The sequence below is a fragment of the Bradyrhizobium sp. USDA 4341 genome (assembly GCF_054063755.1).
Genome location: NZ_JBSSGO010000002.1, coordinates 2,138,428 through 2,151,155, shown reverse-complemented (window position 1 = coordinate 2,151,155; position 12,728 = coordinate 2,138,428). Strand labels below are relative to the sequence as shown.

Annotated in this window: 11 protein-coding genes and 1 pseudogene; 10 read left to right on the top strand and 2 right to left on the bottom strand. The window is 64.1% G+C overall.

Features of this window, described 5'->3' with window-relative positions; translation table 11 throughout:
* Positions 1 to 4 precede the first annotated feature (4 nt).
* From ACVIGB_RS16230 to ACVIGB_RS16220, 3 genes are read left to right on the top strand one after another with little or no spacing between them, the layout of a single operon-like run.
* Positions 5 to 1,129, top strand: a complete 1,125-nt coding sequence (locus ACVIGB_RS16230) for a methionine ABC transporter ATP-binding protein (RefSeq protein ID WP_456721870.1) — start codon at positions 5 to 7, stop codon at positions 1,127 to 1,129.
* Positions 1,119 to 1,784, top strand: coding sequence for a methionine ABC transporter permease (locus tag ACVIGB_RS16225; protein WP_092115686.1), 666 nt, complete (start codon positions 1,119 to 1,121; stop codon positions 1,782 to 1,784). Before ACVIGB_RS16230 ends, ACVIGB_RS16225 begins: the two co-directional genes overlap by 11 nt.
* A gap of 51 nt (positions 1,785 to 1,835) precedes the next feature.
* Positions 1,836 to 2,630, top strand: a complete 795-nt coding sequence (locus ACVIGB_RS16220; RefSeq protein ID WP_456721871.1) for a MetQ/NlpA family ABC transporter substrate-binding protein — start codon at positions 1,836 to 1,838, stop codon at positions 2,628 to 2,630.
* A gap of 43 nt (positions 2,631 to 2,673) precedes the next feature.
* Here ACVIGB_RS16220 and ACVIGB_RS16215 read toward each other — a convergent pair whose 3' ends face one another.
* The gene (locus ACVIGB_RS16215) at positions 2,674 to 4,077 is read right to left on the bottom strand and encodes an LLM class flavin-dependent oxidoreductase (RefSeq protein WP_092115685.1); all 1,404 of its coding nucleotides are present in this window, start codon (positions 4,075 to 4,077) and stop codon (positions 2,674 to 2,676) included.
* Positions 4,078 to 4,479: 402 nt separating this feature from the next.
* Here ACVIGB_RS16215 and ACVIGB_RS16210 point away from each other — a divergent pair, with 402 nt between their 5' ends.
* Positions 4,480 to 5,805, top strand: a complete 1,326-nt coding sequence (locus ACVIGB_RS16210; protein ID WP_456721872.1) for an O-acetylhomoserine aminocarboxypropyltransferase/cysteine synthase family protein — start codon at positions 4,480 to 4,482, stop codon at positions 5,803 to 5,805.
* Positions 5,806 to 5,839: 34 nt separating this feature from the next.
* Positions 5,840 to 6,637: a MetQ/NlpA family ABC transporter substrate-binding protein gene (locus ACVIGB_RS16205; RefSeq protein WP_456721873.1), complete on the top strand. Its 798-nt coding sequence runs from the start codon at positions 5,840 to 5,842 to the stop codon at positions 6,635 to 6,637.
* On the opposite strand, the gene ACVIGB_RS16200 is transcribed toward ACVIGB_RS16205, so the two are convergent.
* Positions 6,634 to 8,031 carry an FAD/NAD(P)-binding protein gene (locus tag ACVIGB_RS16200; protein ID WP_456721874.1) on the bottom strand — a complete coding sequence of 466 codons (1,398 nt, stop codon included), beginning with the start codon at positions 8,029 to 8,031 and terminating at the stop codon, positions 6,634 to 6,636. The two genes, ACVIGB_RS16205 and ACVIGB_RS16200, sit on opposite strands and share 4 nt — an antisense overlap.
* Positions 8,032 to 8,906: 875 nt before the next feature.
* Between ACVIGB_RS16200 and ACVIGB_RS16195 the strand changes: the two genes are divergently transcribed.
* From ACVIGB_RS16195 to ACVIGB_RS16175, 5 genes and pseudogenes are all read left to right on the top strand, one after another.
* A complete protein-coding gene (locus tag ACVIGB_RS16195; RefSeq protein ID WP_456721875.1) occupies positions 8,907 to 9,239 on the top strand; it encodes a hypothetical protein in 333 nt (110 codons plus the stop codon).
* Between the two features lie 23 nt (positions 9,240 to 9,262).
* Positions 9,263 to 9,541 (top strand): annotated as a pseudogene (locus tag ACVIGB_RS16190) (helix-turn-helix domain-containing protein); the annotation flags it as partial.
* Positions 9,542 to 9,789: 248 nt separating this feature from the next.
* A complete protein-coding gene (locus ACVIGB_RS16185; protein ID WP_456721876.1) occupies positions 9,790 to 11,040 on the top strand; it encodes an acetyl-CoA C-acetyltransferase in 1,251 nt (416 codons plus the stop codon).
* 18 nt (positions 11,041 to 11,058) lie between these two features.
* Positions 11,059 to 11,841, top strand: coding sequence for an SDR family NAD(P)-dependent oxidoreductase (locus tag ACVIGB_RS16180; protein ID WP_092083031.1), 783 nt, complete (start codon positions 11,059 to 11,061; stop codon positions 11,839 to 11,841).
* 24 nt (positions 11,842 to 11,865) lie between these two features.
* Positions 11,866 to 12,633, top strand: a complete 768-nt coding sequence (locus ACVIGB_RS16175) for a crotonase/enoyl-CoA hydratase family protein (protein WP_092115680.1) — start codon at positions 11,866 to 11,868, stop codon at positions 12,631 to 12,633.
* The last annotated feature ends 95 nt before the right edge of the window (positions 12,634 to 12,728 follow it).

Below are 12,728 nucleotides of genomic sequence, written 5' to 3'. Positions count from 1 at the left end.
CTGAATGAACGTGCATCAATCCCTGACGGCAGCGGAACCTGTCGAGACGCTGTCGCCATTGGCGCATCCGCGGGCCACGGCGGATGCCATGGTCCGGTTCGAGCGGGTCTCGAAAGCCTACCCAGCTTACCGCGACAAGCCGAGCGTGCAGGCGCTGAAAGACATCGACTTCGCGATTCCGCGCGGCTCGATCACCGGTGTGATCGGGCGTTCCGGTGCCGGGAAGTCCAGCCTGGTGCGGCTGATCAACGGGCTGGAGAAACCATCGAGCGGCCGTGTCGTCGTCGATGGCCGCGATATTTCCGGACTTTCGGGCCGTGATCTGCGCCTGGCGCAGCGCTCGATCGGCATGATCTTCCAGCATTTCAATCTGCTCTCGTCGCGCACGGCCGCCGACAATGTCGCGCTGCCGCTCGAGATCGCGGGCTGGTCGAGGCGCGACATTGCGGTCCGCGTCGCCGAGCTGCTCGAGCTCGTCGGCATCGCGGACAAATATGATCGCTACCCGTCCGAGCTGTCGGGCGGCCAGAAGCAGCGCATCGGCATCGCCCGCGCGCTGGCGACGCGGCCGAACGTCCTGCTGTCGGACGAGGCGACGTCGGCGCTCGATCCGCAAACAACCCGTTCGATCCTTGATCTCCTGGCCAATATCAATCGCGAGCTTGGCGTCACCATCGTCCTGATCACCCACGAAATGTCGGTGGTGCGTCAGCTCGCCAAGGAAGTCGTGGTGATCGACGGCGGTCATATCGTCGAGCGTGGTCACGTCGCCGACATCTTCACGCATCCCGCGCATCCGGTCACGCAGGCATTCCTCTCCGAGGTGATCGGCGACAGCGTTCCGGTGTCGCTTGCAAGCCGCTTGCAGCCACAGCCGGTTGCCGGTGGTCGCGCCGTCATTCGCATCCAGGTTCGCGGAGCGGATGCCGGCGACACTATCGTCGCCCGCCTTGCACGCGACCTCTCGATCGACATCGCGCTGCTGTCGGCGCGGATCGATGAGATCGGCGGTCAACACGTCGGCTCGCTGTCGCTGGGCATTCCCGGCGGCGAGGCCGCCGCCGACAAGGCCGCGTCATATCTCTCCCAGAACAACCTCCCGGTGGAACGTCTCGGCTATGTCGCGTGAACTCATCAACCTGATCGTTCAGGCCACCGGCGAAAGCCTGTTCATGGTGTCGATCGCTGCATTGATCGCCACCGCGTTCGGGCTTCCGATCGGCGTCTTCCTGGCCACCAGCCGCAAAGGAGAGTTGTTCGCAGCGCCGGCGGTCAACAGCGTGCTGGGCATCATCGTCAATGCGACACGCTCGACGCCGTTCATCATCCTCGTGGTTGCCATCATTCCGTTCACGCGCCTGATCGCGGGTACCTCCATCGGCTCGGGCGCGGCGATCGTGCCGTTGACCATCGCCGCGATGCCGTTCATCGCGCGATTGGTCGAGGCGGCGATCCGCGAGGTCGATGCCGGCTTGATCGAGACCGCGTCGTCGTTTGGCGCCAGCCCTCTGCAAATCGTGCTCAAGGTCCTTATTCCGGAAGCGCTGCCCGGCCTGGTGCTTGCGCTGACACTCGCGGTCGTCAGCCTGCTCGGCTATTCGGCGATGGTCGGAGCGGTCGGCGGCGGCGGGCTGGGCGACCTCGGCATCCGGTACGGCTACCAGCGTTTCATGCCCGAGATGATGCTCGCGGTCGTCGTCGTCCTAATCGCGCTGGTGCAGACGGTGCAGACGGCCGGCGACTATCTCGCCCGCCGCGTCAACCGCCGCCTGCGCCATCGCTGAGACCGGCCACGATCTCTTCGGCGCCCTTTTTTCGCAATACTGACAATTCCTGTGGAGACCCAAATGTCCTTTCGTTCCATTGTTGCGTTTGCCAGCGTGCTCACGCTCTGGTCGGCGTCTGTCGCGGCGGAAACCATCAAGATCGGCGTGACGCCGGGGCCGCATGCGCAAATCCTCGAGGCCGTGAAGCCGATCGCGGCAAAGAATGGGCTCGATATCCAGCTGGTCGAGTTCTCCGACTATGTGGTGCCGAACGCAGCGCTCGACGCCGGCGATATCCAGGCCAATTCGTTCCAGAACCAGCCTTATCTCGACAACCAGAAGGCCGATCGCGGTTACAAGATCGAGGCCGCAGGGCTGACGGTGAACTTCCCGATCGGCGTCTATTCCAAGAAGCACAAGAGCTGGGCGGAGATTCCGGACGGGGGCAAGATCTCGATCCCGAATGATCCCACCAATGGCGGCCGCGCCCTGCTGCTGCTGCGCGACAAGGGTGCGATCAAGTTGAAGGACGGCGTCGGGTTCAAGCCGACAGTCCTGGACGTCACCGACAATCCGAAGAAGCTCAAATTCGTCGAGGTCGATGCGGCCCAGGCGCCTCGTGCGCTCGACGATGTTGATGCCGCAGTGATCAACACGAACTATGCGACCCAGGCCGGCCTCGATCCGGTCAAGGACCCGATTCTGCGCGAGGATCCGAAGGGGCCTTACGTCAACCTGATCGCGGTTCGCGCCGTGGACAAGGACAAGTCGTGGGTCAAGATCCTCGTGGAGAGCTATCACACGGCTGAGGTGAAGGAGTTTGTCCTGACGAAGTTCAAGGGCGCCGTGCTGCCGAGCTGGTAACCGCGGCTGGCGGCAACCCGCGGGTCGGAGTCAGGCCACGGCCCTATTCGGCGGCATCGGAGCGGACTGCGTTCGAGAGCAAGTGCCGGTAGCCCGCGCCGGGATGAGTGGCATGAAGGCGCGGTCCGCGCTCCGGGAACAGCTTTTCCCGCAGCGTGCCTTCGCGATAGGCCGTCTTGTACACGCCGCGTGATTGCAGTTCCGGCACCACGAGGTCGACAAAGGCGTCGAGCGATTCGGGCGCGACGAGGCGGAACAGGTTGAAACCGTCGACGTCGGTGTCTTCCGCCCAGGCGATCAGCTCGTCCGCGACATCCTGGGGCGAGCCGACCACGAAGGGGGATCGTGCGCCGACGCGGCTCAGTGTCGCAAGGTCGCCGACCTTGACCGGGCGGTCGCTCCGCAGGGTGAAGTTCTCCACCATCGACTGGATCGCGTTGCTCTCGACATATTGCACCGCCTGGTCGGGACGATAGGTCGAGAAATCGATGCCGGTCCAACCCGAGAGCAGAGCGAGCTGCCCGGTCTGGTCGACATGTGCGGCATAGTCCGCGAGCAGATCTTCGGCTTCCGCCCGGGTCGGCGCGACGATCACGGTCGCGCCGGCGAAAAGGCGGATATCATAGGGATCGCGCCCGAACTCCTTGGCGGCGCTCCTGATGTCGCGGACGGCATGGGCGAGAATTGGCCTGGTCTGCCCGTTGAGGAAGATTGCCTCGGCGTGCCGTGCCGCGAAAGCGCGGCCGCGCTTCGAGGTGCCCGCCTGATAGAGCAGCGGCGTGCGTTGCGGGGAGGGCTCCGCGAGATGGATGCCGTCAACCTTATAGTGGGGCCCTTCATGACGGACGGGATGGATTTTGGAGGGGTCGGTGAAGATGCGAGCCGCGCGGTCCCGGCGCACCGCGTCATCCTCCCAGCTGCCTTCCCATAGTTTATAGCTCGCAGCGAGGAATTCTTCCGCCGCCTCGTAGCGTTCGTCATGGGCGCGGTTCGCGTCGAGGCCCATGCCGCGGGCGCCGCTGTCGAGATAGCCGGTCACGATGTTCCAGCCGATCCGCCCGTTGGTGAGATGATCGAGCGTCGAGAAGCGTCGCGCGAGCTGGTAAGGGTGTTCGTAGGTAAGGTTGGACGTGATACCGAAGCCGAGATGCCTCGTGACGAGCGCCATGGCCGAGACCAGCAAGGTCGGCTCTGCATTCGGCAATTGAACGGCGTGACGGAGCGCTGTGTCCGGATTGTTGCCATAGACGTCATAGATGCCGAACACGTCGGCCAGGAAGATGCCGTCGAGCAGTCCTCGCTCGGCAGTCTTCGCATAATTGACCCAGTAATCGAGCGAGTTGTAGTCGAGCGAGGTATCGCGCGGATGTGACCACAGGCCGGCCCAGTTGTGGCTAGGCGCCATCATGTTGAACGCGTTGAAGCGAAGCTCTCTCGATTTTGCCATCGACCTGTTCCGATCGTGATCGTGTCGGGACAACGTAGCAGTTTGCCTGCGCGACTTTGTTTTCTATTCGAGCGGTCTGCGCAAGAATCCTGCTGCAGCGGAATTCCCTGACAGCAAGTTACGCTTATTGATGCTCGCGGGCGGGTTGGACGCGTTCACGCAGCTCGGGCCGCGAGCCATCGCCGCACCGTGTGATGCGCGATCTCACGCGCCGGCACTCGCCGCCGACACGAGAAACAAATGCGTCGTGCCGGATGTTCCTTCTGAAAAATTCAGGATGCCGTTCCGCGAGACGTCAGCACGTCCATCGCTATTTTCCTGGACATCTCGACAGCAGCAATGTCGCTGCGCATCATTTCGCGACTTGCAACGCGTGGTTCACCGATCCCAGGAGAGTTCGAAATGCCGGTCGAAACGAAGAATCTCGAGACGCTCGCCCTGCATGGCGGGTCCTACCGGTCCGATCCCGCGACCGGTGCGGTGGCGGTTCCGATCTATCAGACCACCTCGTTCCAGTTCGAGAACACCGACCATGCCTCGCGGCTGTTCGCGCTGGAAGCGATCGGGCAGATCTACACAAGGATCAAGAACCCGACGGCGGACGCCTTCGAGGAACGGCTGGCGGCGCTGGAAGGCGGCGTCGGCGCGCTCGCGGTGGCCTCGGGCCAGACCGCCTCGGCCTTTGCCATCTTCAACCTCGCTCAGGCCGGCGACAACATCGTCTCCTCGACGGATCTCTATGGTGGCACCTGGACGCTGCTGTCGCAAACCTTGAAGCAGTTCGGCATCGAGGTGCGGTTCGTCGATCCAGCCGATCCGGAGAATTTCCGTCGTGCCACCGATGCGAAGACCCGGGCCTATTTTGCCGAAACTCTGCCCAATCCCAAGCTCAACGTGTTCCCGATCAGGGAAGTGGCCGATATTGGCCGCGCGCTCGGCGTGCCGCTGATCCTCGACAACACGGCGGTGCCGTTGATCGCACGTCCGTTCGAGCATGGTGCCGCGATCGTGGTCTATTCGACGACGAAGTATATCGGCGGCCACGGCACGTCGATCGGTGGCGCGATCGTCGACGGCGGCAATTTCGACTGGGCGGCGCATGCCGAGCGCTTTCCGCTGCTGACGCAGCCGGACGCCGCCTATCACGGCGCGATCTGGACGGAGGCGGCCAAGCCGCTCGGTCCGATCGCCTACATCCTGCGGGCGCGTGTCAAGCTGTTGCGCGATCTCGGCGCTGCGATCGCGCCGCAAAATGCCTTCCAGTTCATCCAGGGGCTCGAGACACTGCCGCTGCGGCTGCGCCAGCACAATGAGAATGCCATCAAGGTGGCGGAGTTCCTGGCCAGGCACCCCGCCGTCTCCCATGTGATCTTCCCGGGATTGCAGGAGGGGGAGAACCGCCGCCGCGCCGACACCTATTTGAAAGGGGGGTATGGCGCGCTGGTCGGCTTCGAGCTGAAGGGGGGTGTCGAGGCCGGTCGCCGCTTCATCGATGCGCTGAGGCTGTTCTATCATGTCGCCAATATCGGCGATGCGCGGTCGCTCGCGATCCATCCGGCCTCGACCACCCACCAGCAGCTTACCGGCGAGGAGCAAATCGCGGCCGGCGTCACGCCCGGCTATGTGCGGCTCTCGGTCGGGATCGAGCACCCTGACGACATCATCGCCGACCTCGTTCAGGCATTGGCCCAGGCCGAGGCAGGCAGCAGCGCCCGCAAGGCGGCGTGATCGCACTTGGTAAAATCAACACAGGATTGAGATGATGAAGACATTGTTGCGCCTGGCGCAAGCGGCAGGCGTTGTCCTTGCCCTGACGGCGAGCGCCGTCGCCGACGAACCCCTCAAGATCGCGACCAGCGCCGGTCCGGTCGGTCAACTCGCGGCGTTCGCCGCCAAACTGGCCAAGGACAAAGGGCAGGACGTCAAGGTCATCGAGCTGTCCGATTGGGTCGCCTTGAACGAGGTGGTCAACAGCGGCGACGTCGACGCCAACCTGTTCCAGCACGGCACTTACCTTGCGATCCAGAACAAGCAGCGCGGCTTCAATCTGGTCCAGGTCGACAAGGTCGGCGTGATCGCACCGGTCGGGCTGTTCTCGAAGAAGATCAAGTCACTCGACGAGATCAAACCCGGCGACAGTGTCGCGATCCCGAACGAGCCGCTCAACGGCGCACGTGGCTTGATCCTGCTCGAGCGGGCCGGCCTGATCAAGCTGACGCCGGGCAAGGGCTTCGCGGTGAGCCGGTTCGACATCATCGAGAACCCCAAGAATCTGAAGATCGTCGAGCTCGATCCGGCGCAGACCTATCGCTCGCTCGACGACGTCACGCTCGCACTCGTCAACATCACCTATCTGATCCCGGCAGGCGGCGATCCGAAATCGGCGCTGCTGATCGATCGCACGGTGGATGATGGGCTGGTGCTGCGCTTCACGGCGCGGCCGGACAAGAAGGACGATCCGCGCCTCAAGGCCTTCATCCAGGTCTTCAACTCGCCCGAGGTGAAGAAATTCATCGAGGACAAGTTGCCGGCGTTCATTCCGGCCGGCTTCAGCAGCTAAACGCGCGTCAGCTCACGGCGGAGCGGGTGCTGCCCTGTTTCTTCAGTGCGGGAGAGCAGGGCAGCGAGTTCAGCGCACTGATTGCGGATGTCGGGAATCGCGATGATCTCCCAGAACGCCGCGCGGGTCAGCGGGCCCACCGCGAACAGGCGGCGCGACGGGACGCCATCACGATCGACGATCGCGCAATCGGGATCGGTCTCGATGCCGATGCAGAGCGGATCGACGCAGGCGAGGCCCCGCTGAAACAGGCTGCGCACGGCCGGATTGGGCGTCGCACGCGGATCCTTCACGATGCCGGTGCAGTCGACGACGGTGCCGACTTGCAGCTGCCTGGTTTCGGCGTCCCCGCGCAGGCGATATGCGACCGCAGCGCCGGCATCGTTCGGTTCGATTCGAACCATCTTTGCCGCAATCAGGCTGAGCTGTCCGTCATAGAGTGCCCCGGTGATGCGGGCCTCGACTTCCGGCGCCATCCGGTGCCGATGCACATCCCACCAGGCTCGCGCATGCTCGAGAAAGCGGCGCTTCGACGTCAACGGGAGCTCACGCCATAGCCGTTGAGTGTAGGGCCGAAGCCCGTCGATCACACCACGCCAGTCGCCGCCCTCGGCGGCATGCCGCTCGACACGCGCGCGGAGCCAACGCGTCAATTGACTGACGCTGGCACCGAACGGAACGTCGGTCTCGGCGATACGAACGGGATCGACCCGGTGATGTGGCTTGGCGAGCAGGCCGCGTCGCGACATCGCAATGATCGGCCCGCGATGTCCATCACGCAGCAACGAGAGGACGTAATCGACCATCGTGAGTCCGGTGCCGAGGATCAGGACAGTCGCATCGGCATCGATGGGAGCGGCCGACGGCGGCGTCCAGGGATCCGCGTGCCCCGGGTTGCTTGCGCGCATGTCGTGCCCGGTGGCAAGCACGATGGTATCACCTGCAAGGCAGCGGCCGTCGTCCAGCGTAGCGATAGCCTCGTCCGAGCCCTCGCTGACGTCGACGCAAGTGCCGCGCACGATCGTGAGACGTTGCCCGTCTGCGCGATCGGACGCACCTCGCTCAAGTAGGCTGGCGATGTAATCGCCGTAGACCCGCCGGGGAACAAAGCAATAGGGATCAGGACAGAGCGGCACCTCGTCCTGGCGTGACACCAGCCAACGCCAGAAATGATCCGGCTGGTCCGGTAGTGCGCTCATATTCGCAGCGCGCACGTTGAGCAGATGATCGGGATTTCCGGTGTGGTAAGCGATGCCGCGGCCGATATCCGGACGCTGCTCGATCAACGTGACGCCGAGATCGCAAGATGACTGATGCAGCAATTGATACGCCAGCAAGACGCCGCTGGCACCTCCGCCAACGATGATGACATGCCGTCCAGCGCTATCAGTCATGCTGTCCTCCACCGACCAGTCGTTGCACGAGACGTGCCCAGCCAAGGATCAATGTTCGGAAACGTGGACAGGCGGCCACGCGAGAATCCTGGCCGCATGTAGCTTCGGCAAGTGTCTCGGGCCGAGTGTCTTGGGTCAGCCGAAACCGCAGCGCGCTCTGTGCGCGGCCAGCTCAACTAGCCGTGCGGCCCGAACAGGAAGATCTCGTGTAAATCGCTCTGTCCATCGGGATTTGCGGTGCGGGCGAGCTTCCTGCACCACCGCTGGAACTGTCGGGTCATGCGACCGAGGGTGTGAAGCCAAGAGGATGCGAGACGCATAAAAACCTCCGTCGAATAGTCGTCGCTGTAAAATAGCACGTCTTTGCCCAGCTCGAACGCGGACCATGAGCAACCCGTCCAGTTTGCAATCAATGACTCGAACCATGCCGGTTCTATGGAACGGTCGCTTCGCTCGTCTAACTGACAAAGGAAATTCATTCTCGGAGCGATCGTCGATCGGCGACGGCATTTCGAGATCTGGGCGGTGCTTGCGGAGCAAGAGCCGCGTGAGCGCGCGCCATACCGAACGACGAAGGCTGATGTGCAACTTAGAAATCGCATGCCCCGTCGCTGCGTCTCGGCGCTTGCGGGTGGGCTCTCGTGTCGCGCATTTCGTTCGATCACCGTCCAGCATCGGTCTGACGGTCGTCACGACGGATCGGCAGCTACGGCCCGACAAGCCGGCCCCGGGCGGCTTGAGCGATGCGTGAGGTGCGACCCGGGCGCGGGGCGCCCTGCGGCGAGGACGGTTGACAGGGGGGAGCGCCCACTTTAATCACCTGACTAATTAATCAATTAATTAAGGCCTGAAACCCTAGGGAAAGAATCCGCCTGATGCTGGCCGGCCGTCGCTATCCGAAGCTGCTTGCCCCGCGCGGTCGCGGTTTCGAGGGTCTGGACGGCCAGGCGGCCATCGGCGTCATGCAGACCGGCCTCGAACAGGCGGGGAATGGCCTTGTCCGGCATGCCGAATTCGTTGCCGCGCGGCCATGGCACAGCGCCGGCTCGATCATCATGGTCGCCGACACGGCGTGCGCCGATCGCTGCCGTCAGATCCTGCATGCAGGTCCGTTCACGCGTGCGCCGCTCGGCGTTGCGCGCTCGACAGCGATGTCGCGGACCGGCGCGTCCTGCCCGAACCAGGGTGGGTTTCATTCACCCGTATGACAATGAGGAGTGAGGCGTAAACGATGGGACGTCGATCTGAGGTACTGATGGCGCAAGACACCGCCGGCACGGACAACCGGCGCGTGATACAGGTGGTATCGCGCGCATTCGACATCGTGCGTTGCTTCGAAGGTCGAAGCATACGCCTGGGCAATCGCGAGATCGCCGATCGCTGCGGTCTTCCCCGATCGACGGTCTCCCGTCTCACCTTGACCCTCACCCAGATCGGCCAGTTGATCTACCTGCCGCAAGAGCAGAAATATGCTCTCGGTCCGCACGCGGCCGCGCCCAGCGTCCCACTGTTTGTGGAGGGGGGCGACAAGCCCGTCTGCGCCGACGAGCGGGAGCGCGCAACGGCGCAACCGTCGATGCTGATCAACTCGCGCTTCGAGTACTTCGAAGATCAGCGCACCGCGGTTGCCGCGCCGCTTGCGGTCACGCCACACCGCTGACGCCTCGGCTAGTTCCGGGGTAGAAGACGCAGCGGAAACGGTCGGGACCATTCGGCGCGAGCTCACAGTCAAGAAACATCCAAAGTAGAGGGAAACGCATGTCTGAAGCATATATCATTGACGCGGTCCGCACGCCGCGCGGCATCGGCAAGCCGGGCAAGGGTGCGCTGTCGCACCTGCATCCGCAGCAACTGGCGGCAACGGTGCTCGGCGCGCTCAAGGAGCGCAACAAGCTCGATACATCGACCGTCGATGACATCATCTGGTCGACCTCGACCCAGGAAGGCAAGCAAGGCGGCGACCTCGGCCGCATGTCGGCGCTCGCGGCCGGCTACGACATCAACGCCAGCGGCACGACGCTGGATCGCTTCTGCGGCGGCGGCATCACCTCGGTGAACCTCGCGGCAGCTTCGGTGATGTCGGGGATGGAGGATTGCGTCATCGCCGGCGGTACCGAGATGATGAGCTATCAGCAGACCCTCGCAGCCGAACGCTCCAAGGCGGGACAGCCGGCGCGGATGATGGGTTCGGGCAACCCGGCGCTTGACGAGATTCACCCGCAGTCGCACCAGGGCGTGTGCGGCGACGCCATCGCCACGCGCGAGGGGATCAGCCGGGAAGCCTGCGATGCCCTGGCGCTGGTCAGCCAGCAGCGCGCCAAGCGGGCGATCGATGAAGGCCGCTTCGCCAAGTCGGTGATCCCCGTCCTCAACGACGACGGCAGCGTCGCCCTCGGTCGTGAGGAATTCCCGCGCCCCGAGACCACGGCCGAAGGCCTTGCTTCGCTGAAGCCGAGCTTCGAGCAGCTTGCCGATTTCGACCTCGGCAACGGCGTGACGTTCAAGAAGCAGATCCAGCGCCGTTACCCGGACCTCGAGTGGAAGGGCATGCATCATGCCGGCAACAGCTCGGGCGTGGTGGACGGCGCCGCAGCGGTGCTGATCACGTCGAAGGAATATGCCGAGAAGCACGGCCTCAAGCCGCGCGGTCGGATCGTGGCCTACGCCAATCAGGGTGATGATCCGACGCTGATGCTCAACGCGCCGGTTCCGGCGGCCAAGAAGGTTCTCGCCAAGGCCGGCCTGACCAAGGACGACATCGATGTGTGGGAGATCAACGAGGCCTTTGCGGTCGTCGCCGAGAAGTTCATCCGCGACCTCGAGCTGGATCGCGAGAAGGTCAACATCAATGGCGGCTCGATCGCGCTCGGCCACCCGATCGGCGCGACCGGATCGATCCTGATCGGCACGGCGCTCGACGAACTCGAGCGCAGCGGCGGACGTTATGGTCTCGTCACCATGTGTGCCGCCGGCGGAATGGCACCGGCCATCATCATCGAACGCATCTGATCGCGAAAGGATATTGCCATGAAACTCGATTCATCGGTCGCCGCCGTCGTTACCGGCGGCGCTTCCGGCCTCGGCGCGGCCACCTCGCGGGCGCTCGCAGCACAAGGCGTCAAGGTCGCGATCTTCGACTTCAACGAAGAGAAGGGTGAAGCCATCGCCAAGGAAATCGGTGGTGTGTTCTGCAAGGTCGACGTCACCTCCGACGAGCAGGTCGATGCGGGCTTCGCCAAGGCCCGCGCGGCGCACGGCCAGGAGCGCATCCTGGTGAACTGCGCAGGCACCGGCAACGCGGTGAAGACCGCCGGCCGGGACAAGAAGACCGGCGAGCCGACGCACTTCCCGATCGACGCCTTCAACCGCATCATCCAGATCAACCTGGTCGGCACCTTCCGCTGTATCGCCAAGTCGGCGCAGGGCATGCTGTCACTGTCCCCGCTGGAGCACGGTGAGCGCGGCGCGGTCGTGAACACGGCGTCGGTCGCGGCCGAGGACGGCCAGATGGGGCAGGCGGCTTACTCCGCCTCGAAGGCCGGCGTCGTCGGCATGACCCTGCCGATCGCGCGCGACCTGATGGCCGAGGGTATCCGCGTCAACACCATCCTGCCGGGCATCTTCAACACGCCGTTGCTGCAAGGCGCCCCGGAGAACGTCAAGGCCGCGCTCAGCGCGTCGGTGCCGTTCCCGAAGCGTCTCGGCATGCCGGAGGAGTATGCGCATCTCGCGCTGACCATGATCACCAACGGCTACTTCAACGGCGAAGACGTTCGCCTCGACGGCGCCATCCGCATGGCTCCGCGCTAAGCACGGCAACAGGAGACGAAAGCGATGTCCGAAGAAAATCCGGTCCTCACTGAAGTCCGCGGACCTATACTGATCATCACGTTGAACCGGCCGGAAGCCAAGAACGCGGCCAACCTCGCCCTCTCCAAGGGCGTGGCCGCAGCGATCGACCGACTCGACGCCGACGATGCCCTCAGCGTCGGCATCATCACCGGCGCCGGCGGCACGTTCTGCTCGGGTATGGACCTCAAGGGGTTCCTGAAGGGCGAGCGGCCGTCGATCCCCGGCCGCGGCTTCGCCGGCCTAACCGAGGCGCCGCCGAAGAAGCCGTTGATTGCGGCCGTCGACGGCTACGCGCTCGCCGGCGGGATGGAGATCGCGCTGTCCTGCGACATGATTGTCGCCAACCGCAACGCCAAGTTCGGCATCCCCGAGGTGAAGCGCGGGTTGGCTGCTGCGGCCGGTGGGCTGATCCGCATGCCGCGCCAGATGCCGTTCCGCGTGGCGATGGAGTTCGCATTGACAGGCGAGTTCTTCGGCGCACAGCGCGCTTACGAGCTCGGCATCATCAATCGCGTGACCGATGGCCCCGCCCTCGACGCCGCGCTCGAGCTTGCAGCCGCGATCGGCGCCAATGGCCCGCTCGCCGTCAAGGCATCCAAGCAGGTGATCGTCGAATCTCGGCTCTGGCCGGAAGACCAGATGTGGAAGAAGCAGCAGGAGATCGTCGCTCCTGTCTTCGTGTCCGAGGATGCCCGCGAGGGCGCGGCTGCCTTCGCAGAAAAACGCGCGCCGAACTGGAAGGGCAAGTAAGGCGTCGCTTGTTTCAATGACGGAGTGCCGGTTTTAATTGAAGCAGAACCGGTGCTCCGAATTTTTTTGTGCGTGCCGCGCCGCGCGCCGGCCGG

Bases quoted from the DNA above. Each gene is read 5' to 3' on its own strand.
- ACVIGB_RS16230 (WP_456721870.1), top strand. From the start codon at position 5: ATGAACGTGCATCAATCCCTGACGGCAGCGGAACCTGTCGAGACGCTG.
- ACVIGB_RS16195 (WP_456721875.1), top strand. From the start codon at position 8,907: ATGCTGGCCGGCCGTCGCTATCCGAAGCTGCTTGCCCCGCGCGGTCGC.
- ACVIGB_RS16175 (WP_092115680.1), top strand. From the start codon at position 11,866: ATGTCCGAAGAAAATCCGGTCCTCACTGAAGTCCGCGGACCTATACTG.
- ACVIGB_RS16215 (WP_092115685.1), bottom strand. From the start codon at position 4,077: ATGGCAAAATCGAGAGAGCTTCGCTTCAACGCGTTCAACATGATGGCG.
- ACVIGB_RS16210 (WP_456721872.1), top strand. From the start codon at position 4,480: ATGCCGGTCGAAACGAAGAATCTCGAGACGCTCGCCCTGCATGGCGGG.
- ACVIGB_RS16225 (WP_092115686.1), top strand. From the start codon at position 1,119: ATGTCGCGTGAACTCATCAACCTGATCGTTCAGGCCACCGGCGAAAGC.
- ACVIGB_RS16185 (WP_456721876.1), top strand. From the start codon at position 9,790: ATGTCTGAAGCATATATCATTGACGCGGTCCGCACGCCGCGCGGCATC.
- ACVIGB_RS16200 (WP_456721874.1), bottom strand. From the start codon at position 8,031: ATGACTGATAGCGCTGGACGGCATGTCATCATCGTTGGCGGAGGTGCC.
- ACVIGB_RS16180 (WP_092083031.1), top strand. From the start codon at position 11,059: ATGAAACTCGATTCATCGGTCGCCGCCGTCGTTACCGGCGGCGCTTCC.
- ACVIGB_RS16205 (WP_456721873.1), top strand. From the start codon at position 5,840: ATGAAGACATTGTTGCGCCTGGCGCAAGCGGCAGGCGTTGTCCTTGCC.